Below are 21,503 nucleotides of genomic sequence, written 5' to 3'. Positions count from 1 at the left end.
ATGAGACGGATCAATTGTTTATTGGGAGTTTTGCTGTGCATTTTCGGCGCGCAGCAGGCGTTCGGGTTCGCCCGGCCGGAGAAGGAGTATCGGATTTTCCAGTTTCCGCGGACGGCTATTCCGCGTATCGACGGCGATTTTTCGGATTGGGACATGGTGCCCGATTCCTATGCGATTGGATTGTCGGAGTTGTACGATACGCATGGCGGACGCGGTGAGAACCTCGATCCGAAGGAGTTCGACCTGACCGTCAAGGTCGGTTGGGTGAACGGGGAGAACCGGCTCTATTTCTATGTGGAGGCTTACGACGATAGCTGGGACTTTACCGATCCGGGTTTGCGGCAGGATATTTTCGAATTGGTGGTCGACGGCGACGCGTCCGGCGGTCCGTTTATCAAGGAAGACAACGGCAATATCAACAAGCTGCCGGTTGCTGACCTGCATTTCAAGGGACATGGCGCCCATGCGCAGAATTACCACATTTTCACGCCGGTGCAGCACGGGAAAGACTGGGCGATGGTATGGGGTTCTACGCCGTGGATCAAGGATTTCCCGTATGCCAACGTCGCGTACGACTATGATTTCGGGCCGGGTGAATCCGGTGTGCTGAAAATGGAGTTCTGGATCACGCCGTTCGATTACGCGGCGGTCGAAGGGCCCGGTCGTTCGGTCGTTTCGCAGTTGACCGAGAACGAGTTGATCGGAATGTCGTGGTGTATGATCGATTTCGATGTGGATCGGCCGAAAGCCGATCCGGTGATGTGTCTGTCGCACGATTTCCGGATGATCCGCGACGCTTCGTTCCTAAACGCTTTCCGGCTGATGCCGCTGGAAGAGACGCTGCGGCCGAAAATCGCTGCCGACTGGGCGTTTACCGAAGTCGACCGCGACCGGCGGATCGTGCTGTTCGAAGATCGTTCGACCGGAGAGATCGCCCGCCGGGAGTGGGACTTCGGCGATGGAACGAAATCCTCCGAGGAATATCCGCTGCACCGTTATGCCAAAGCCGGCGAATGGACGGTGACGCTGACCGTCGAAGGCCCGGACGGGCAAGACCGCCGCATCAAGGTGTGGGAGGTGGTGACTCGGTAAGGGCAGATTGCCGTACTATTCTATTGATAAACGGATCGGGGAAGTTCATCGAACTTCCCCGATCCGTTTATTTGAATATTTTTATTCAATTAGCTGATTTTGCCTTGATTATCGTTTGGAAGCGTCGCGCCGTGTTTTCTGCGGGCGCAATTGCAAAACCGGCATCGCCGTAAACCTGTATGTGACGCGAGGATTGGACATAGGATGGTTCAATATCGCTTGTTTCGAAGCAGTAAATGCAGCTCTTTGCGGCCGGTATTCGCATCGGTCTGTTCCTGTCGGATTTCGAAACCTTCCCGGAGGTAAAAGCGTACGGCCCGTTTGTTTTCGGCGTATACGCTCAGTTCCAGCGTCGGATATTGCGCTGCGGCCCATTGCAGCAGGCGGCGTCCGATACCTTGTCCCTGCCGGTCGGGATGGACGAATAGGGCCGCGACATAGTTTTCGACCAGCGAGACGAATCCGCAGACGCTTTCCGCCGATTCGTCCTGGTAGACGAACGTGCGGGAGTCGGGCAGGTAACGGGTTCTCATTTCGTCCAACTTCCCTTCCCAATAGCTGCGCGGCACGAAGTCGTGTGCCGCGACGGAGCTTCGCAGCCATATTTCTAGTACGGTGTCCGTATCTTCCGGTTCGAGCGGTCGTATCATGTTGCGGGAAAATGAAAAAGGTGTTCAACATGCTTTGTTGGACACCTTTTTTGTATAAATTCATAAAACGTCCGGCGAAACCGGCCGATGCCGCCGCCGGATCGGAAACGTCTATTTTGCAGAGTCCGTCGTCTGTGCCGGAGCGGCTGCGTCCTGTCCGGCTGCCGGCAATGCCTGCGGCATCAGGTTTTCGTTGCTTTCCAGCGATTGTTCCAGCGCTCTTTCGACGCCGCTTTTGCTCGACGAAATGCTGGCCGACGGCATGGTCATCGTTGCGATCAGGCTCAGTACTACGATGGAAATAGCCAGCCCCCAGGTGAATTTTTCGAGAAAGTCGGCGGTCTGACGCACGCCCATGACCTGATTCGATGCTCCGAAATTGGCAGCCATGCCGCTTTTGGGGTTCTGAGCCAAAACGGCAAGAATTAACAGGATGCTTGCTATCAGGATCAATACGATGCAGAAAATATACATTACTAATATGGGTTTAAACGTTTATAATTGGTCAGTTAATCGGATTCGCTGTCGCCGAGCCCGGTAAGAATCTCGGCAAAATAAACACTTTTTTCCGGATATAGCAAACTTAATCTGGTATAAATTTCTCTGGCTTTGGAATAAAATCCCTGTTTTGCATAGATTTCGGCCAGTTCTTCGGAAATCAGGTCGGGGTCTTCGGTGACGGATTCCCGGGACAGATCCTCCCCGGGGAGCGTTCCCGTCGCCGGGGAACGGCGGGAAGGGGTTTCCTGCAGGAATTTTTCGATGACTTCGAACGGGTCCCGCGTAGCTGCCGTTTCGTTTTTTTTCAGTAAAAATCCGGCAACGGCCGGAACTGTTGTCGCAACCGGAGAGCAGGCGTGATTGTTCCTCCCCGTTGCCATAGAAGTAGTTGCGCGGCGACGAACCACGGGTAGCGGCCGGCCGCCTCTTCGGGCGGATCGCAAAGGAGCGGAGCGGTTCGGGATGCCGTTTCGTCGTTCATCTGCAGGCGGATTACTGCCAATTCGATACGGCAGCGTTGAAAATATCTTCTACCAACTGATCCACGATTTCCGGAATCAGTGTAGGTTCGACTTCCTGCAACAGTTTGCTGCTCTCGTAGGTGGAGAAAGCCGAAAAAGTTTTGTCGAAGTTCAGGGACGGGTCGACAGCGTTGGTGAACCGTACCCGTACGGTGATCGTCAGGTTATTGAGTACTGCGTACTCATCCCCGGAAATGGCCGCCGGCGTCGACGCGTAATTCGTGATTTCGCCTTCGAAATTCAGGTCGCCGTTTTCGGGCACCTGGATCAGTTTCGTCTGGCGCGCGAAACGTTCCTGCAGCGCATCCGTTAGCGTCGAGCTGAGGATCGGGGCAACCAACAGCGCATTGTTCGGGAAGCGGGCGATGCTGATCGTTTTCATTTCGGGCGACAGCGAAGCCCCCGAAAAGGAGTAACTCACGCTGCACGTACCCAACAGTAGCGGGCATACGAGCAGGATGATGTATTTCAGTCTGTTTTTCATGGCGTTTTCCATTTCCCTGCCGGCCATTTCCGGGATTACGGGATTTCGTCGATTCCTAATTCTTTGATTTTCCGGTACAGCGTGCGTTCCGAGATGAATAGTTCGCGGGCCGCGTCTCTGCGTTTCCCATTATGACGTTTCAAAGCCCGGATTATTGCCTCTTTCTGCGCTTTTTCTTTGGTCATCTCTTCCTTCGGGCCGTCGTCCACGACCTCTTCGGTGTCGGTGTAAAGCGCCTCGGCAGCCGGAGATTTAACGGCCGGTGCGATCGGGTAGCTGCCGCGAGGCAGCAACCCGGCGATATCGCTTTTGGGAGCGTCGTACGATTTCTCGGCCAGTAGTTCGGCGACCATTCGTTTCATTTCGCTCATGTCGCTGCGCAGATCGAACAGAATTTTGTACAGTAGTTCTCTTTCGGTATTCACCTCGCTGGCCGGGGCGCTGCCGCTCATGACCATCGGAATGGTGTTCGGCGCGGAATCCGGCAGGTATTTTTTGATGATCTCGCCGGTAATCAGACGGGTTTCCTCGACGGCGGAGATCTGTTCCGCCACGTTTTTCAGTTGCCGGATGTTGCCGGGCCAGCGGTAGTTCTCGAGCAGGTGCCGCGCCTCGTCGTCGAGGGTGATGACGGGCATCCGGTATTGCGTGGCAATATCCGTGGCGAACTTCCTGAATAGTAGCGTGATGTCTCCTTTGCGCTCCCTGAGCGGCGGGATGGTGATGGGCACCGTGTTCAGCCGGTAGTACAGGTCTTCCCGAAAGCGTCCGTTGGAGACCGCTTCGCGCAGGTTGATGTTGGTCGCGGCGACTACCCGCACATTGGTTTTGGCGGACTTCGACGCTCCCACCCGCATAAATTCGCCGGTTTGCAGTACCCGGAGCAGGCGCACCTGGGTCGTATGCGGCAGTTCCGCCACTTCGTCCAGGAAAATGGTTCCTCCGTCGGCTTCCTCGAAGTAGCCTTTCCTGCTTTCGGTAGCTCCGGTGAAGGCTCCCTTTTCGTGGCCGAAAAGTTCCGAATCGATCGTGCCTTCCGGAATGGCTCCGCAGTTCACGGCAATGTAGTTTCCGTGTTTGCGGGCGCTGTTCGCATGAATGATCTGCGGAAAGAACTCCTTGCCTACCCCGCTTTCGCCGGTCACCAGTACCGAAAGATCGGTCGAAGCGACCCGCAGGGCTATTTCGAGAGCGCAGTTCAGGCTTTCGTCGTTACCGATGATCCCGAAGCGTTGTTTTATGGTCGTTAACTCCATTTTCGTTTAAGTAAGTAGCCTGTGCCGGATTGTCCGGAAAGGAGTGCCGGCGCAGGCGTTTTTCGTACGGACTAATCGTTGTCCGGAGCAGGCGCGCTTTGTACGGTCGCGGTATCGGTCTGTGCGGGCAGGATGATCGACTGGATGTCGGGGCCTTCGCGACTTACCAGAAAACCGAAGATCATCACGGCGAGCGCGATGATGGCGGTGATGATCGCGATGACGATAAAACCGTCCGCTTTCGATCTCTTTTGAACCGGCCGTCCGGGCTGCTGCGGCCTGCGCGGATAACCGGGCTGTTGCGGCCTCTGGTTCATCGGAGGCCGGTTGCCTGCGTTCGGCATCGGCGGTTGATAGGGCTGTTGCGGAGCGCGGTTGGGAACTTGCTGCGCCGACGGCGTCTGCCGAACCGGATTGCCCGGATGCGGCGGCGTCTGTTGTTGTACGGGACGTTGTTGCGTCGGCTGCGGCACGGACCGTCTGGGCGGGATGCCGGATTGAGGTTGCGGCGCGGCAGCCGTCCGTTGCTCTGTCGCCGGCTGCTGCGGGACGGCCGGTTGCGGTTTTTCGACCGGAGGGACGGTCGTAGGCGCCGGGCGCTGTTGCCGTGCTGCTGCCGGAGGCGAGGATACGGGTGCGGCGGCAACCGGAGGGGGCGCAGGGATGGCCTGCGCTGCCTTTTGTCCGGAATCCAGGTAATAGATACTGTTCGAATCGATTTTCAGGGTTCCGATACCTTCTATAATATAAGCGCGCGCGCGGCGATGTTCTTTTTGATTTCGGCGGTAAATTCCTCGATCGCAGCCTGTGCGTCGCCCGGATTCAGGCCGTATGCCGAACCGATCAGTTGGATCAGCACCCCGTCGTCTTTTTTCAGGAACGGAACGAATGCAACGGTTCCGTCGTCCTTGTGGAGGAACGCGCCGAACTGAGGAACGATCAGTCTCTTGTTGGTTTTCAGGTAGTCCGCTATAATTTTGTTGACCATGGCTCGCAGTCGTTAGATTTGATTTCCAAAAATAGGGCTTTTTCGGAATAGAAACAACTCCCGGACGTATTTTCGTTCGTTCGGGATGGGTATTCGTCGGAAAAAAATAAAAGCGAAAATCAAAATAAATTCGGCCGAGTTGTTGTTTTTGTTGAAAAGAATTGTCTTCTTTGCGTCCTATAAGTTAAATGTAGCTTCGTTACTTCGCAGTTTATCGGATGAAGTAGCGGGGGCGGATTGGTCTTAAACAGGTTGTTTGAAGATGAAGAATAAGTATATCGATCTGATCGAGCAGACGTTCGAATTTCCTCAGGATGAGTTTTCCGTGGTCGACAACGAGCTGAATTTTCACGAAGTGCCGCTGATGGATGTGATCAAACAGTACGGGACGCCGCTGAAGGTGACCTATCTGCCCAAGATCACGTCGCAGATACAACGGGCCAAGCGATTGTTCAATGTGGCGATGGCCAAAGTGGATTACCGGGGGAATTACAACTATTGCTATTGCACGAAAAGTTCCCACTTCTCATTCGTGCTGGAAGAGGCGCTGAAGAACGACATTAACCTCGAAACCTCGTCGGCTTATGACATTCATATCATCGACGCGCTGTACGACGGCGGGATTATCGACAAGAATATCTTTATCATCTGCAACGGTTTCAAGCGTCCGCAGTATGTCGAGAATATTGCGGCGCTGGTCAATAACGGTTTCGAAAATACGATTCCGATCGTCGATAACAAAGAGGAGCTCGATCTGCTGGACGCCGCTATTCACACCGAATGCAAGATCGGTATCCGGATCGCGTCGGAAGAGGAGCCGAAATTTGATTTTTATACTTCGCGTCTCGGTATTCGTTACAACGACATCGTGGAGTATTATAAGACCAAGATCCGCAGCAATAAGAAGTTCAAGCTGAAAATGCTTCACTTCTTTATCAATACCGGGATCAAAGATACGGCTTACTACTGGAACGAACTGAGCAAATGTCTGAGCGTTTACTGCGAGCTGAAAAAAATCTGCCCCGAACTCGATTCGCTGAACATCGGAGGGGGGTTCCCGATCAAAAATTCGCTGGGCTTCAATTATGATTACGAGTACATGACCGAGGAAATCGTCGCTCAGATCAAGAATATATGCAACCTGGCCGAGGTCGAGGAGCCGAACTTGTTTACCGAATTCGGGTCGTTCACGGTGGGCGAAAGCGGCGCGACCCTCTTTTCGATCATCAACCAGAAGCAGCAGAACGACCGGGAGAGCTGGTATATGATCGATAGTTCCTTTATGACCACGCTACCGGATATCTGGGGGATCAACCAGCGGTACATTCTGTTGGCTATCAATAATTGGGACAAGGAGTACCAGCGGGTGTTTCTCGGCGGCCTGACTTGCGACAGCGAGGATTATTACAACGGAGAGTCGCATTCCAACGCGATCTTTCTGCCGAAGCTGAACGGCGGACCGCAATACATCGGGTTTTTCCATACCGGAGCTTACCAGGAGTCGCTGGGCGGGTTCGGCGGAATCCAGCATTGCCTGATTCCGGCTCCGAAGCACATTATCATCGACCGCGAAAAGGGCGATAACGAGTATTACACCCGCCTGTTCGCCAAGGAGCAGAGTTACCGTTCGATGATGCGGATATTAGGGTATTAGCCGTCCTGGCGCATACGGGGTCAAAAGCAGGAGTCCGGTGCGCCTCTTTGTCCCGGAGAGGCGCTTCTGCGGGTCATCATCGAGATAAAACGATATGAATCATTTTTGAAAGGACGCAGAAATATACCTCGATGCCGATCGTTAGTTAATTTTTCCAACCGCTTTCTGATACTCCAGCCATCTCAGATAGCAGTTTATCCGTGCTTCCACCTGTGTCTGCATGGCTTGTTGCCACAAGGTCTGCGCTTCAAGATAGTCGGACAGCGTTTCCACGCCTTTCTCATATTGCAGTCGGCTCGCACGCAGGTTCTCCTCCGCTGAGACAACGGACGATTCCGCTAACCTCTTTTCAAGGAATGCTTCGTCAAGGTTGTTGAACGACTGGGTCATCTCAAGCGTAAGCCGTTCGTTAGTATCTTCGCGTTCGGCTTGAACCTGTGTGTATTGCGCCTTGGCTGATTTGATCTTGTTGGTGCGGTGTCCGAAATCGAAAATAGGTATGGAGACTTGCACGCCGACAAGAAAGTTCCAACTGTCGAGCAGTTTTCTCCCATTTAGCTCAATGCCGTTCAAGTAGCCGTATTGACCGACCAATCCCACTTGTGGCAGATGCTCGCTTCTTGCTACGGCGATTTTCTGTTTAGCCAATTCGTTTTGCTGTTCAAGCATCAAGTATTCGGGACGGTTGGATATGCCGTCGTCCTGCATATAACCGGCATTCGTTTCAGGTAAAGAGCTATCTGTTTCTATCTTGTCCGTCAATGGGCGACCTATGTAGTGGCACAGATTCATCATGCAAGTCGATGCCCGTTTTCCGCACGGCGCAAGTCCAGTTCGCTTTCATTCAACTTTACCTTCACTTTCAGCACGTCGTTCTGCGATTTCATACCATGCTTGCGGGCACTTTCCACGGTACGCATCAGTTCCGTCAATAGCTCATTATAGGACTCCGCAACCAGCACCAGTTCTTTGGCGCGCACCACTCCGGCGTATGCACGTGACGTTTCCACGACCACTTCCGATTCCGTCAGTCTTTTGTTCTGCCGGGCTATTTCATCGCCGATCTTTGCCATGCGGTAGCTTGTCCGTATTTTCCCGCCCATGTAAACGGGCTGTTCCACTTTGACACCTCCGCTGTATATCCAGCCGAGGTCGTATGCAAGGTCGATGCCCGGAAACAAGGCAGACTGTCCTGTAGGGATTCCATCCGCACCTAATACAGGCAGTTGTCCCATACCGCTTGAATAGGAACCGTCGGCAGTAGAATAAAGAGCGTTTCCTGTCAATGATAATGACGGGAGAAACAGAGCCTTGGTACTGCGCTTTTCAAACAGGGAAGCCTGTAATTGCTGCTCGGAGACTTCCATCCTTTTATTGTTTTCTTTTGCCAACCGGATGCATTCATCCAGTGTCAGAACCGTTTGCGAATAGCATGCAAACGGTAATACGGCGAATATGTATATAAATAATCGTTTCATTTTATCTTGATTTTGAAGAACATGGCGTAAAGGATAGGCACAAAGAACAGCGTAGCCAGTGTGGAGAAGAGCAAGCCGCCCATGATGGTAGCAGCCATAGAGCCGAACATAGCGTCGCTCAACAGCGGTATCATGCCGAGAATGGTAGTAAGCGAAGCCATCATCACAGGACGCAAACGGCTTTCCGAACTGGATACAAGAGCTTCGGCCGGTGCGATGCCGGCACTTATCTGTTCCCCGATTTCATCCATCAGCACGATGCAATTTTTCATCATCATGCCGACCAGTCCCAATGCCCCGACAATGGCGCAGAACGTGAATGACTGTCCGCTTAGAAGCATGGCTCCGACGATACCGATGGCAAGCAATGGGACGCAGCAAAGTATGATTGCAGGCTTGCGGTAATCCTTGAACAGCATGATAAGGATGGCAATCATCAGGACGATACCCAACGGCACGTTTTTGAACAAGTAGTGCATGGTTTGCGTACTGGCATCTTTTTCGCCTTTCCATTGTAGTTGGTATCCTTCGGGAAGTTTTATCTGTTCGATCCTTTCGGCAATGGTTGCGCGTGCCTTTTCTGTTTCAATGCCAGGCGAAGGCGAACACATGACTGTCTGGGCACGCTGTCCATTGTAACGCGGAACGATGGGGTCTTCCCATTCCATGCTAATCCCCTTGCCGATTTGCTTCAACGGTGTCGTCTGCATGACCGATTCGATGAGGTCACTGCGGTCTGCCGTTCCTGATTTTATTTTCAGCAAAGCTTCTTCATCCAACACGCTGCTTATATTGGGCATCATTGAGAACAAAGGAACATTCTCCAGATTGTCCATTTTCTCTCCGTCCTCTCCTGTACATTTCAGATAAATCGTGTTCTTGTGTATGCCGTCATAGAAATTGCCAACGGGTATGCCTCCGGCTGCTGTCAGTACGGAAGTGGAAATATCTTGCCTGCTCAACCCGGAGCGGCGTGCGGACGATTGGTCGTAGTCTATCGTCAATAACGGCATGGACGGTTCCCAGTCTGTCGTGACCAAGCAGACTTCGGGGGTCTGTTCCATAATCATGCGTGCGGAATCCGCTAACGCATGGAGTACGGCAGGGTCGGGTCCTGTGAACAGGGCCTCGATGGGATACTTCTTGTACATGATGTTGTACTGTTTCAACTTGACGTAGGCATCGGGATACCGCTTCAGAAGTTCCCGTTGAATTTCATCCATGTTTTCCACCAGCGCGTCGGGGGACTCGAAGTCGATAATCAGTTCGCCGTACGACAATGAGGGCGTGGCGATGCTGCGTACCAGATTGTAACGGGCGGGCGTACCGCCGATGGCGGTCGTTACGTTGCGTATCTCCGGGCGGCTTTTCAAATAAACCCTGATTTCTTCCAACTCGCTCGCCACCTGTGTGGAGTTCGTACCTTCCGGCAGTTTGTATTCCATATAGAGCTGGTCGTACACCATGTCTGGGAAAAAGCCGTGGCGCATGAACCGATAGCCGTATGCGCTTAACAGGACGAGCGCGACCGCGATGAGCACAGAGGATACGCGATGACGCAGCCCGAAATTCAAGGCTGCACGCAGCCAGCCATATACCCGACCGTTGTATAACGATTCCTCTTTTTTGCCGGGCGCGTCGGCTTTCAGCCAACCGTTTGCCATCAAAGGCACATGCACGAGTGCCAGTATCCAACTCAACAACAACGACACGGCAAGGACGATGAACAGGTCTCTCACGTATACGCCCGCCGTATCGGGAGAAAGGAAGACGGGCAGGAAGGCAAGGATGGCAATCAAAGTTGCCCCCAGAAGCGGCATGGCCGTCCTTTTACCTATGGAAGTCATCGCTTCCATGCGCGGCTTGCCCCGTTTCAGGTCTATCAGGATGCCGTCAATTATCACGATGGCATTGTCTACCAGCATTCCCATTGCGAGAATAAAAGCAGCCAGCGATACCCGTTGCATGGAACCGTCCATCATGCCCAATAACAAGAATGAGCCGATAACCGTGACAATAAGGCTCGTGCCTATGATAACACCGCTTTTGAAGCCCATGACGAGCATCAATATCGCCACGACGATAACGACCGATTCTATCAGGTTGATGAAGAAAGTGGCAAGGGCATCTGTCACTCGTTCCGGCTGGTAGAACACGCGATGGTATTCTACTCCTGCCGGGAAATGCTCCGCTTTCAATTCCTCAAGCCGCCGTTCAACTTGTTTGCCTACTTTCACGATGTCCGTACCCGAAGCGGCGGCAACGGCAATGCCCAAAGACGGCTCGCCGTTATAAGCCATCGAGTTGCGTACCGGAGTGACATAGTCATTACCTACTTTGGCAATATCTCCCAAGCGGAGTTGGTCATCCTCATGGCCCTGTATAATCATATTGCGAATTTGCTCTACCTTGCGGAATTTGTCATTGACAGTCACGCGCACGCGTTTTGGCCCGTTGTCGTAATATCCGGTATAATAGATGCCATTCTGCCCTTGCAGCGTGGTGAGTACCTCCGCAGGCGAAACGCCCAATGTCGCCATACGTTCAGGCAGCATCTCAATGTTGATGCACTCCTCTCGTTCTCCGTATATAGTGACACGTCCCACGTCTTCAATGTTTGTCAACTCCCGCTGGATCAATCGGGCATAGTCGGATAGTTTGCGCTCGTCCGTTCCGTCACCGGTCAGGGCGTAGAACATGCCGTATACCAATCCGAAATCGTCTTGCACCTTGACCGACGTGCCTTCCGGAAGTCCGGCTCCGGCATCGGAAACTTTGCGCCGCAACATGTCCCAGCACTGCTCGATTTCGTTTTCCGGAACCGTGGTCTTCATTTCGACCTGGAGGATGGTTAAATCATTATACGACCAACTGCATACGTTGTTCACTTCACCGATGGTGCGTATGTTTTTTTCCAACGGTTCGGTGACTTCCATTTCCATCTCGTGTGCGGAAGCTCCGGGCCGGGTCGCCACGACCATCGCCATTTTCACCTTGATTTCCGGATCTTCCAGCTTGCTCATGTCGTATGCGGAATAGAGCCCGCCGACCAGCAAGACGACAATAAGAAAATAAACCAGTTTCTTGTTGTCGAAAGCCCATTTTCCTACATCCATCACAATAAGCCTCCTACATTCGTTTCAGATTCATCAGCCATAGGCTTTACCTTTTGGCTGTCCGTCAGTTTATGTACTCCAGCAGTCACGACAAGTTCCCCATCAGAAAGCCCTTGCGCAATGATTGCCTTGCCATTGGTATGGAGTTGCTTGACGGATACGGCACGTAATCTTATCACTCCGTCCTTCTTATTATAAACCCAGACGCAACTTTTCCCGTCTTTCTTGAATAATGCGGAAGACGGTATTTCCGTCTTCCCGCTCGCGGTATCGCTTATCACCATATCTACCATCGTATTCATTCCGGGCGAAGGCTGGGGCGACATGTCCTGCGGAATGGAAAGACGTACTGTGTACAATTGATTGGCATTGGCTTTCGGTGCTATGCTAATCAAGCGGAGCGGGACTTTCTGGTTCGGCATGAAATCAAATGAAGCATAGAACGATTCCATCTTGTTGCGATGAATATAAGTAGACGCCGGGATATTGATTTCTATTTCTTGCTTACCCCCTGATACAATCGTGACAATAGGCATACCTGCTGCCACGACCGTTGGCGGATCAAACAAGCGTTTCTGAATATACCCATTGAAAGGAGCATATATTTTTGTGTCAGCTAATTGGTTTTGGGCATTTTCATATTTTGCGGCAATCTGCTGTAAGCCAAATCGTGCCTTGTCATATGCATCGGCTGTGCTTACGCTGTCCGCATAGAGTGCTATTACACGTTCGGCTTCCGATTTTACGTTCATATACTCCGCCTTGATAGCGTCCAATTGCACTTGATAATCACGCGGGTCTATTTCCGCTACAAGCTGACCTTTGCTTACCCTGCTGCCTTCCTCGACATAGACGTTCATCAATGTTCCACTGATCTTGAAAGCCATGTTCACTTCTTCCGCAGCCTTCACACGTCCGGGAAATTCTTGAACCGATGTAGCACCGGCGTTTTCAACCATGAAGAGCCGGACATTTGCCGTGTCCGTTTCCTCCGTCTGCTTACTGTGGCACGAGCTGTTCAGCAATAACAGTCCCATGAACAGACATGTTATAACATAATTTTTCTCATATATGAATTGTCCTTAATTGCGGCTATAAAATTATGCAAATCAAAAATGGCGCGCAAGAGCAAAATTGAGCGAAAATTGTATGATATGTTCGATTTACGGAAGATTCATAGCGAAATATGAGTTTGTTTTGTTTGTTTTTTTATCTTTGCCGAGGTTTAGATATACAAAATAAATGAGTACAATTGAAGATTCCAATATCGAGTTATTCGATATAGACAGCAAAAATATAAAGCAAAGAAATCCTTTCAGCTATCTTAATCAAAATGGATTCCTGCTTTGTAAAAGAGGAAAAATTTCTCTTATAATGGACGAACGGCTATACAATGTGGAAAAAGGCGATTTGTACATATATCCGGCATTCTCGCTGACACAAATCCATAGTGTCAGCGATGACCTACAGGGAGTGGCGGGAACGGCGGATTTCAATTTCATATTTTCCTCGCTCGATTCCATATCCGACACTCAAAGTCATATTTATATACGTTTCCATCCTCTTGTTTCTTTGACGGTTGAACAATTGCAACGTATAGAGGAAATCATTTGGTTTGTCCGTAAAAGGAAAAATATCCAGACCCAATTGGGGACACAAATCGTGTTATCGCTTGTTCAAGCCTTTTGTTACGAAGTGATAGATGCCTATATAACCAACAAATCGATGCAGTCTATGAAGCAGACTCGCAAGGACAAGACTTTCCAGAACTTTCTCGTTTCACTGTATCAGAATTTCCATATTCACAGAAATGTACAGTTTTATGCAAAGCAACAAGGCCTTACGCCCCGCTATTTCACGACATTAATTCATAAGGTATCGGGCAAGACACCATCTCAATGGATTACGACGTTCGTCATCATAGAAGCCAAACGTTTATTGTCCAATCCTAAGATAAGCATCAAGGAAACATCATGCAAATTACATTTTACCGACCAGTCTTTTTTCGGGCGCTATTTTAAGTTGTATGCAGGCTGTTCTCCGTCTGAATATAAAAACGCTACATTTAAGAGGAATTGTAGTATGGATTTGTAGATGTCCAAATATAAACCGATAGGTACAAGAAACAAGAATTTGCCGGCAAGAGTATTCAGCGAATGAGAATGACAACGGGCAGGTTTCGACGCCTGCCCGTTTCTTTGTTCGGTTCAGTTCAGAAGCCTGTCCTTTCGGTTTTGAGGAACAGCTCGAAGTCGGTGATGAATGCGGGAGCAAGCTCTTCCAAGGCAATGGCGCTGACTTTATAGCGTTCTTCGATGGAACTCCGCGAGGTGTTTATACACGGTGCAGTATTTCCAATAACTGTGCAGACTTTTGAGCTTGCCCGCCTGCTTCTGGTAATCCTCGTTGTGCTGACGGAATATCGCTAACAAGGTTTCATGGTTCATACCTAACGTCGAAAATCCTTTATCCGAACCGAAGTAGCGGGATAGTAATGCAACTCCGGTCTCACTTGGCTTTTCAAAGGTTTCGCTTGGCTTCTTTGTCCTCGCAGTCTGTGTTTTCTCTAAACCCTTTGTTTACAACCTTCTTGCCTCTTTCAGCCTACTATCTCGTTTTTTTCCGTACCTTTGTCCTAAATCACTAACCCGTTTGTATGCAGATTTTCCGAAAAGTTCTGGTCGTTTTTTTATTGCTGGGAACCGCCGCTGCCTTGCAGGCGCAGGAACTTTCTTCGCGGCAAACCGCAACGAACGATTCTCTGAAATTGCGAAGGGATGAAAAAGGAGGAGTCGCCGGTATGGCCGATCCGCAGAAAACTTCGGCGTCTTTCCCGTCCGTCAAGCAACTAACCGGATCGTTACAGCAAGAGTCGGCGTCCGATATCGATGCGTTTCAGGATACCGTCTCCCGTCACAAAAAGAATTTCATCGCCCGCATCATCGATTATTACGGCCGGTCGAACGTGGACCGCACCTTCGAAAAGAAGCTCGACTGGAGCATAGCGCCCGGTCCGAATTATTCATCGGACGTGGGTTTCGGTATCGGATTCCTGATAGCCGGCCTGTATCGGCTGGATCGAACGGATTCGACGACGATGCCTTCCAATTTTGCCGTTTACGGAAACGTAACGACCCAGAAGTTCGCCTTGCTGCGTGTCAGCGGCACCAATATTTTCAAGCAGAATCGTTATCGTGTCTCTTATTCCGGGGCGATGGTCTATTTTCCCGGCGCTTTTTACGGCGTGGGTTACGACGCCGGAAAAGCGGGATACGTGCAGGAGCTGACCACGACGATGTATAAAGTCCGTGCGAGCGGCGGCGTTCGGATCGCGCCGAAGGCTTACGCCGGGATGACTTTCAGTCTGGACTATACGGGAGCCAAATCGAAAAAGTCCTCCGCTACCGAACGGTCGTTCCTCTATTACGAATCGGTGGTGGATAAGGTGCTCCAGGAGTCGGGCGGTACGATCGGCGGGGCGCAGGAGGCTTACGACCGTCTCGACGCGCAGGAAAAAGCGGTTTTCAACGGTTATTCCTACGGAGACGGGAAACGGTTGTACGATGCGTGGCGCAACGGTTATTACGATCCCGCGAAAGCCGATCCGTTCGACAACTATGTCGGATCGACCGGCGAAAATCCCAATGCGATGAATGTCGGTTTGGGGGCCTTCTTGCAATACGATTCGCGCGATGTGCTGACCAGTCCGTACAAAGGTATTTTCTTTAATCTGGATATCAAATATTTCCCGAGATGGCTCGGCAATTCGCTGCATACGTTCGGGAAGATACAGGTTACCTTCGACTGGTATCAGAAAACGTGGAAAGGGTGCGTGTTGGCTTACGACCTTTACGGGAATTTTACGATGGGAGTGCCGTCCTGGCACATGTATTCGTCGCTGGGCGGCATGGAGCGCATGCGCGGTTATTACGAAGGGCGCTACCGCGACCGGAACTGCGTGATGACGCAGGTCGAATTGCGCCAGCGGGTTTACCGTCGCCACGGGGTGGCCGCGTGGATCGGTGCGGGTAACGTTTGGGGCGTCGATTCTTTTGCCTGGAATCATACGCTTTGCAGTTTCGGCGTCGGTTACCGTTTCGAATTTAAAAAGCGGATGAACATCCGGTTGGATTACGGTTGGGGCGCGCACGGCAATCCGAATTTCCACTGGGACAAAAAAAGGTGTACGGCTTTCCTGTTTACCGCATCGGAAGCATTCTGATCCGGCGGAATATGCGCGGGCGAGATTCGTAAATACGATCCCCGGGAAACGGAATTCTGTTTCCCGGGGATCGTCGGTATTGCGGCGCGGCGCGCCCGGCGGGACGACCGGTTTCCGTCTACGGAACGGAGTTATCGGTCCGCGTCTTTTTCCATTTCGGCAGTCAGCTTGGCTTTCCATTCGTCCGGCATTTCGAAAGAGTGCTGCTCGTCGAAATTGTAAGCCACCATGACGGCCGTGCATTCGGTCTTGATCTGTTCAGTCTCGGAGTTGATGAGCTGGTGGTGCAGCGTGAAGCTTTTGTTACCCACCCGGATGATTCGGGTGCGTACGGAGATCGGCTCGTCGCGGCGGGTCTGGACGAGGTAGTTCGTCTGGCTTGCAACGATGATCAGTCCGGCCGTTTTCCAGTACGGAGTCAGGCCGAGCACCTGCTTGTAAAAGTCGCACTTCCCGAGGTCGAAATAGTGCTGTTGATTGACGTTGTTGACGTGCCCCAGTACGTCGATGTCGGCGAAGCGCATTTGTATTTGTGTCTCTATCATAGGCTTTATGGTCTGATGATTTCAATTTCTCCGTTCACGCCGACCTTGACGATCGACGATGCTTTTCCGGTGGGACGACCTTCCCACGCGCGGTCGATCACCAGATCGACGCCGTCGACGATCTCCTTTGCGATTTCGCTGAACGACATTGGGGACGGTTTGCCCGAAATATTGGCCGAAGTAGAAACGAGCGGTCGATTCAGTTTGTGAATCAGGTTGTTGCAAAATTCGTGATCCGGAATACGGATTCCCAGCGTCCCTTCGTCCGGAATCAGATTCGGGGCGACGGCGCAGGCTCCGGGCAGGATCAGCGTCAGCGGTTTGTCGGCTACTTCGTACAACTGCCACGCCACTTCGGGCACTTTTTGGATGTATAGCGATACTTTGTCGATCTGGTCGAGCAGTACGAGCATACTCTTTTTGTTGACGCTCTGTTTGAGGTCGTAGATGCGCGCGACTGCCTGTTCGTTGGTCGCGTCGCATCCGATCCCCCAGACCGTATCGGTCGGATAGAGGATGATCCCCCCCCCTCGGAGGACTTCCAGCGCCTGATAAATCGGATCTTCAGCCATGTTTTACATAATTTGGAATCGCACAAAAGTACGCTTTTTTTTGTCTATTTTTAAAAAAGAGTATAGCTTTGTACCTCTAAAAAAATGAAAACGAACAAAACATATTATGGGAAGAGCATTTGAGTATCGAAAAGCACGCAAACTGAAAAGATGGGGCAACATGGCCCGTACTTTTACCAAACTGGGAAAGGAAATCGCGATTGCCGTGAAGGCCGGAGGGCCTGATCCGGCGGGTAATACCCACCTCAGAGTGCTGATTCAGAATGCAAAAGCCGCCAATATGCCGAAAGAGAACGTCGAACGCGCGATCAAACGGGCCACGTCGAAAGAGATGGGCGACTACAAAGAGATGGTGTACGAAGGATACGCTCCGTTCGGGATCGCGATGATTGTCGAGACGGCGACCGACAATACGACGCGTACCGTAGCCAACGTTCGCAGTTATTTCAACAAGCTCGGCGGTTCGCTCGGGACTTCGGGATCGGTGTCGTTTATGTTCGATCACAAGTGCGTTTTCAAAACTCCGGTGAAAGAAGGGATGGATATCGAAGAGCTGGAACTCGAACTGATCGATTGCGGCGTGGACGAGGTGTTCGTCGATGGTGAGGAAGTGGTGATCTACGGGGCGTTCGAATCGTACGGAGCCATTCAGAAGTACCTGGAGGATAACGGTTACGAGATTATCAGCGGGGAGTTCGAGCGAATCCCGACCGACACGAAGGAGGTGACCGAGGAGCAGCGCGCTACGGTCGAGAAACTGATCGAGAAACTGGAAGAGGACGAAGATGTGGCGAATGTTTACCACAATATGAAAGAGGCCGAAGGCGGCGAGGAGGAGTAGCTTTCCGGTTTTGGCGAAAGAGACGACGAAAAACGGTCGCGGATCGAAATCCGCGACCGTTTTTTGTTGTGATTTTCAGTTTTTATGACCAACTTGCGGCAACCGGAGGATTTTCGCTTTTACGGATTTTTTGGAAGCAGCGGTACTCCGGTATTAACGGATCATACGATGAGGATGTCGAAAATAATCTCTTGTCTGGCGATGCTTTCGGTGACGGTATGCGCTTGCAGCCCTTTACAGGGAGAGAATGTGAAAAAGGTGGATATTTGCGTTTACGGCGGAACCTCGGCCGGCGTCATAGCCGCCTATACGGCCCGGCAGGCCGGGAAGAGCGTTCTGCTGATCGAGCCGGGGCGTCATCTGGGCGGAATGAGTTCCGGAGGGCTGGGATATACCGATATCGGGAACAAATACGTCATCCGGGGCCTGGCGCTCGATTTCTACCGTCGGCTGGGCCGGCATTACGGCAAGCTCGAACAATGGATTTTCGAACCGAAAGAAGCGGAAGCCGTTTTCAACGAGTACATCCGCCGGGCGGATGTGGAGGTGTGGTACGACAGCCGGATCGTCCGGGCGGCCAACCGGGGCGGAGTGATCCGGAATATCACGCTCGAAAACTCCGTTTCGCCGCGGTCGTCGCCCCGTAGAACGGTACGCGCAAAGGTATTTATCGATTGCAGTTACGAAGGGGATCTGATGGCGCGCGCCGGGGTTTCCTACACCGTCGGTCGGGAAGGTAATGAACGGTACGGCGAAACCTACAACGGGGCGCAGCGGATGAACGGCCACCAGTTTCCCGACGGGATCGACCCGTATATCGTCAGAGGGGACAGCGCCAGCGGATTGCTGTACGGCATCAATCCCGATCCGATCCTGCCCGACGGGACGGGGAACAAAAAAGTGCAGGCCTATAATTTCCGCATCGCGCTTACCGATCGTCCGGAGAACCGGGTTGAAATCACCCGCCCGGACAACTACGATCCGCAGCGGTACGAGTTGCTGGTACGGTTGAAGGAGAAGCTTCCGTGGAAAACGCCTTACGATGTTTTTATCTGGAGCAGAATGCCGAACGGCAAGACGGATATCAATAATTCCGGCGGTTTTTCGACCGACGTGATCGGTGAAAACTGGAACTATCCGGAAGCGGATTACCCGGAGCGCGAACGGATTCGAAAATTCCACGAGGACTACACGAAAGGGCTTCTCTATTTTATCGGACACGATCCGCGCGTCCCCGACTCCATCCGTAGGGAGATGCTGCGGTGGGGATACCCGAAGGACGAATATACGGATAACGGGCACTGGACGCACCAGATGTACGTACGCGAAGCGCGGCGTATGATCGGCCCCGTCGTGATGACCCAGCACCATTGCCTGGGCGAGGAGACGGTGACCGACGGCATCGGCTGGGCCGCCTATACGATGGATTCGCACAATTGCGACCGCCACGTCGTGAACGGCATGGTCAAGAACGAGGGTAATGTCGAGATCGGAGGGTTCGGCCCCTACCCCGTCTCGTACCGGGCCGTTACGCCGCGGGCCGAAGAAGCCCGGAACCTGCTGGTTCCGGTATGCCTGTCCGCATCGCACATCGCTTACGGTTCGATCCGCATGGAGCCGGTATTCATGGTGTTGGCGCAGTCGTCGGCCATAGCGGCCTGCCAGGCGATCGACCGGTGCGGAGGCTGCGTGCAGCGTGTCGACGTTGCGGCCGTGATGGATGAATTTGCGGGCAATCCGCTGGCGGATGGTAGCCAGCCCGAACTGTTCGTCGATAACAGCGATGCCGAAAACGTCGTCGTCAGCGGCGATTGGAAAACGGAGAAAAACGCCTGGTCGGCCTACGGGCCGGATTTCCTGTCGGACGATTCGAAGGGGACATTTCCCAAATCGTTGCGATACGTGCCGCGGCTTCCGGCCGGAAACGAATACGACATTTATGTCTACTTCCCGAAAGTGGGCGGAGCGACTACGCATACTTCGATCCGGGTTTTCGACGGGGCGCGGCGGTACGACCGGAGGATCCGGTCGTCGGACGTGGTCGTCGAAGGACAGACCGGCGGCGAATGGGTGCGTATCGGCCGCTATCGGCTGCCCGAAGGCCGGAAAGGGTATGTGGAGATTTCGAACGAAGAGGCGGACGGCATAGTCGTCGCGGATGCCGTATTGTTCATTCCGGCCCGGTCGGAGAACTGATCCCTTGCTTCCGAATAAAACCGCGGCGCGTCTATTTTCAGATGCGCCGCGGTTTTGTTCGCCGGTAAGTTTACGCCAGGCCGTCCTCTTTTTTCTGGCGTTCGTAGGAGCCGATGATCAGCCGGATCGGCTGGTCGTGTCCGAAATAATTCCATACCCAGCCCCAGAATACTTTCAGCTTGCCCTGGATGCCGAGCAGGAACATGATGTGGATCGTCGACCAGACGACCCATGCGGCAAAACCGCCGAAACGGATCTTTTTCCATTCGACGAAAGCCCTGTTGCGGCCGACGGTTGCCATGACGCCGTAATTGCAGTAGCGGAACGGTTTCATCGGGCGTCCTTTGAGTCCGGCCAGCAGGTTTTTCCCCAGACGTTTTCCCTGGGAAATTCCGACGCGAGCCAGTTGCGGGTGTCCGTTCGGATACTCCGCGTCGTCGTGCATCGCGGCGATGTCGCCGATGGCGAAAACGTCGTCGTACTCTTTGACCCGGTTGAAAGCGTCCACGCCGATCCGTCCGCCGCGTTCTTTGGTTTGCTGTTCGAGGCCCGGAACGGCGCTGCACCGGATGCCGCTCGTCCAGATCAAGTTCTGGGTCGGGATGCTCTCCCCGTCGTCGAAGATCGCGCAGCCGTCGACATAATCGGTCACTTTTCGGTTCAGCATCACTTTGACGCCTTTGCTCTTCAGGGTTTTCAGCGCTTCAGCAGAGGTCTGTTCCGACATGGAAGAGAGCAGGCGTCCCAGTCCTTCGATCAGGTAGATGCTCATGTGCGACATGTCCAGCCGCGGGTAATCCCTCGGCATCACGTAACGTCTCATTTCGGATAGCGCTCCGGCGATTTCGACCCCCGAAGCGCCTCCGCCCACGATCACCACGTTCAGCCGCGAGATGCGTTCGGCGTCGGAAGAGGCCGTTACGGCGATCTCGAAATTGCGGAGTACCCGGTTGCGGATATTCAGCGCGTCGGTGATGTTGGACATCGCCAGTGCGGTGCGCTTGATGTTTTCGATCCCGAAAAAGTTCGGAACGCAGCCCGTGGAGATGACCAGGTAGTCGTAGCGGATGTCTCCGACCGTGGTGTACAATCGCTTTGCAGTCGCGTCGACGCGTTCGATATAGGCCATCCGGAAGTAGAAGTCGTTCCATCCGTGGAACATTTTCCGGAACGGGAATGCGATATCGCCGACATTCAGCGCCGAACTGGCCACCTGGTACAGCAGCGGCTTGAACATGTGGTAATTGTGTTTATCGACCAGCACGACCTGCATACCGCTGCGGCGCAGGGTACGGATCAATGCGAGGCCGGCGAATCCGCCGCCCACGATGACGATGCGTTTTTTGTCGGTATCGGGAATGTTCGATGACATAGTTTTGGTGTTTAA

General features: G+C 52.7%; 20 protein-coding genes and 1 pseudogene. 6 read left to right on the top strand and 15 right to left on the bottom strand.

Annotated elements, in window-relative coordinates; all coding sequences use genetic code 11:
• On the top strand, positions 1-1,092 hold the full coding sequence (locus DW082_RS03925; RefSeq protein ID WP_228385774.1) for a PKD domain-containing protein: 1,092 nt from the start codon (positions 1-3) through the stop codon (positions 1,090-1,092).
• 209 nt (positions 1,093-1,301) lie between these two features.
• Here DW082_RS03925 and DW082_RS03920 read toward each other — a convergent pair whose 3' ends face one another.
• The 7 genes from DW082_RS03920 to DW082_RS03890 form a co-directional block, all read right to left on the bottom strand.
• Positions 1,302-1,742, bottom strand: a complete 441-nt coding sequence (locus DW082_RS03920) for an N-acetyltransferase (RefSeq protein WP_101570626.1) — start codon at positions 1,740-1,742, stop codon at positions 1,302-1,304.
• A 111-nt stretch (positions 1,743-1,853) separates the two neighbouring features.
• A complete protein-coding gene (gene secG / locus DW082_RS03915) occupies positions 1,854-2,216 on the bottom strand; it encodes a preprotein translocase subunit SecG (protein ID WP_055204184.1) in 363 nt (120 codons plus the stop codon).
• A 35-nt stretch (positions 2,217-2,251) separates the two neighbouring features.
• Positions 2,252-2,623, bottom strand: coding sequence for a hypothetical protein (locus DW082_RS03910; RefSeq protein WP_118457443.1), 372 nt, complete (start codon positions 2,621-2,623; stop codon positions 2,252-2,254).
• A gap of 112 nt (positions 2,624-2,735) precedes the next feature.
• Positions 2,736-3,248, bottom strand: a complete 513-nt coding sequence (locus DW082_RS03905) for an LptE family protein (protein ID WP_055204553.1) — start codon at positions 3,246-3,248, stop codon at positions 2,736-2,738.
• Between the two features lie 35 nt (positions 3,249-3,283).
• Positions 3,284-4,504: a sigma-54-dependent Fis family transcriptional regulator gene (locus DW082_RS03900; protein WP_101570622.1), complete on the bottom strand. Its 1,221-nt coding sequence runs from the start codon at positions 4,502-4,504 to the stop codon at positions 3,284-3,286.
• A 71-nt stretch (positions 4,505-4,575) separates the two neighbouring features.
• Positions 4,576-4,821, bottom strand: a complete 246-nt coding sequence (locus DW082_RS14680; protein ID WP_220452635.1) for a hypothetical protein — start codon at positions 4,819-4,821, stop codon at positions 4,576-4,578.
• 422 nt (positions 4,822-5,243) lie between these two features.
• A complete protein-coding gene (locus DW082_RS03890) occupies positions 5,244-5,492 on the bottom strand; it encodes a hypothetical protein (protein ID WP_118457440.1) in 249 nt (82 codons plus the stop codon).
• Between the two features lie 262 nt (positions 5,493-5,754).
• Here DW082_RS03890 and DW082_RS03885 point away from each other — a divergent pair, with 262 nt between their 5' ends.
• Positions 5,755-7,146, top strand: coding sequence for a decarboxylase (locus DW082_RS03885; RefSeq protein WP_055204192.1), 1,392 nt, complete (start codon positions 5,755-5,757; stop codon positions 7,144-7,146).
• 141 nt (positions 7,147-7,287) lie between these two features.
• On the opposite strand, the gene DW082_RS14935 is transcribed toward DW082_RS03885, so the two are convergent.
• Genes DW082_RS14935 through DW082_RS03870 form a run of 4 tightly spaced genes read right to left on the bottom strand, consistent with a single transcriptional unit; the run spans position 7,288 to position 12,777 of the window.
• Entirely contained in the window at positions 7,288-7,941 is a 654-nt protein-coding gene (locus tag DW082_RS14935) for a TolC family protein (protein WP_259335497.1), read from the bottom strand.
• Positions 7,938-8,624, bottom strand: coding sequence for a TolC family protein (locus DW082_RS14930; protein WP_259335496.1), 687 nt, complete (start codon positions 8,622-8,624; stop codon positions 7,938-7,940). The genes DW082_RS14935 and DW082_RS14930 overlap by 4 nt, the downstream gene beginning before the upstream one ends.
• Positions 8,621-11,740, bottom strand: coding sequence for an efflux RND transporter permease subunit (locus DW082_RS03875; protein ID WP_118457438.1), 3,120 nt, complete (start codon positions 11,738-11,740; stop codon positions 8,621-8,623). The genes DW082_RS14930 and DW082_RS03875 overlap by 4 nt, the downstream gene beginning before the upstream one ends.
• On the bottom strand, positions 11,740-12,777 hold the full coding sequence (locus DW082_RS03870; protein WP_118457436.1) for an efflux RND transporter periplasmic adaptor subunit: 1,038 nt from the start codon (positions 12,775-12,777) through the stop codon (positions 11,740-11,742). The genes DW082_RS03875 and DW082_RS03870 overlap by 1 nt, the downstream gene beginning before the upstream one ends.
• 205 nt (positions 12,778-12,982) lie before the next feature.
• On the opposite strand from DW082_RS03870, the gene DW082_RS03865 reads away from it, so the two are divergent.
• Entirely contained in the window at positions 12,983-13,834 is an 852-nt protein-coding gene (locus DW082_RS03865) for a helix-turn-helix domain-containing protein (RefSeq protein ID WP_101570612.1), read from the top strand.
• Positions 13,835-13,964: 130 nt separating this feature from the next.
• Here the strand turns inward: DW082_RS03865 and DW082_RS14925 are convergent.
• Positions 13,965-14,193 (bottom strand): annotated as a pseudogene (locus tag DW082_RS14925) (phage integrase SAM-like domain-containing protein); the annotation flags it as partial.
• Positions 14,194-14,396: 203 nt separating this feature from the next.
• On the opposite strand from DW082_RS14925, the gene DW082_RS03855 reads away from it, so the two are divergent.
• Entirely contained in the window at positions 14,397-15,962 is a 1,566-nt protein-coding gene (locus tag DW082_RS03855; RefSeq protein ID WP_118457434.1) for a hypothetical protein, read from the top strand.
• 131 nt (positions 15,963-16,093) lie between these two features.
• Here the strand turns inward: DW082_RS03855 and DW082_RS03850 are convergent, their stop codons facing one another.
• Positions 16,094-16,507 (bottom strand): thioesterase family protein, encoded by a 414-nt coding sequence (locus tag DW082_RS03850; protein WP_055204196.1) that lies wholly within the window; start codon positions 16,505-16,507, stop codon positions 16,094-16,096.
• Positions 16,508-16,512: 5 nt separating this feature from the next.
• Positions 16,513-17,079 carry an L-threonylcarbamoyladenylate synthase gene (locus DW082_RS03845; protein ID WP_118457432.1) on the bottom strand — a complete coding sequence of 189 codons (567 nt, stop codon included), beginning with the start codon at positions 17,077-17,079 and terminating at the stop codon, positions 16,513-16,515.
• A 106-nt stretch (positions 17,080-17,185) separates the two neighbouring features.
• Between DW082_RS03845 and DW082_RS03840 the strand changes: the two genes are divergently transcribed.
• Together DW082_RS03840 and DW082_RS03835 are read left to right on the top strand one after the other, a co-directional pair.
• On the top strand, positions 17,186-17,920 hold the full coding sequence (locus tag DW082_RS03840; protein WP_055204200.1) for a YebC/PmpR family DNA-binding transcriptional regulator: 735 nt from the start codon (positions 17,186-17,188) through the stop codon (positions 17,918-17,920).
• Between the two features lie 174 nt (positions 17,921-18,094).
• Complete coding sequence (locus DW082_RS03835; protein WP_118457431.1) at positions 18,095-20,116, top strand: FAD-dependent oxidoreductase; 2,022 nt, start codon at positions 18,095-18,097, stop codon at positions 20,114-20,116.
• A gap of 70 nt (positions 20,117-20,186) precedes the next feature.
• Here the strand turns inward: DW082_RS03835 and DW082_RS03830 are convergent, their stop codons facing one another.
• A complete protein-coding gene (locus tag DW082_RS03830; protein WP_118457429.1) occupies positions 20,187-21,488 on the bottom strand; it encodes an NAD(P)/FAD-dependent oxidoreductase in 1,302 nt (433 codons plus the stop codon).
• Positions 21,489-21,503: the final 15 nt, after the last annotated feature.

Source organism: Alistipes sp. AF48-12, from assembly GCF_003477565.1.
GTDB classification, from domain to species: Bacteria; Bacteroidota; Bacteroidia; order Bacteroidales; family Rikenellaceae; genus Alistipes_A; species Alistipes_A hominis.
Note: the sequence above shows the minus strand (reverse complement) of the source record. Positions and strands in the feature narration are given on the sequence as shown.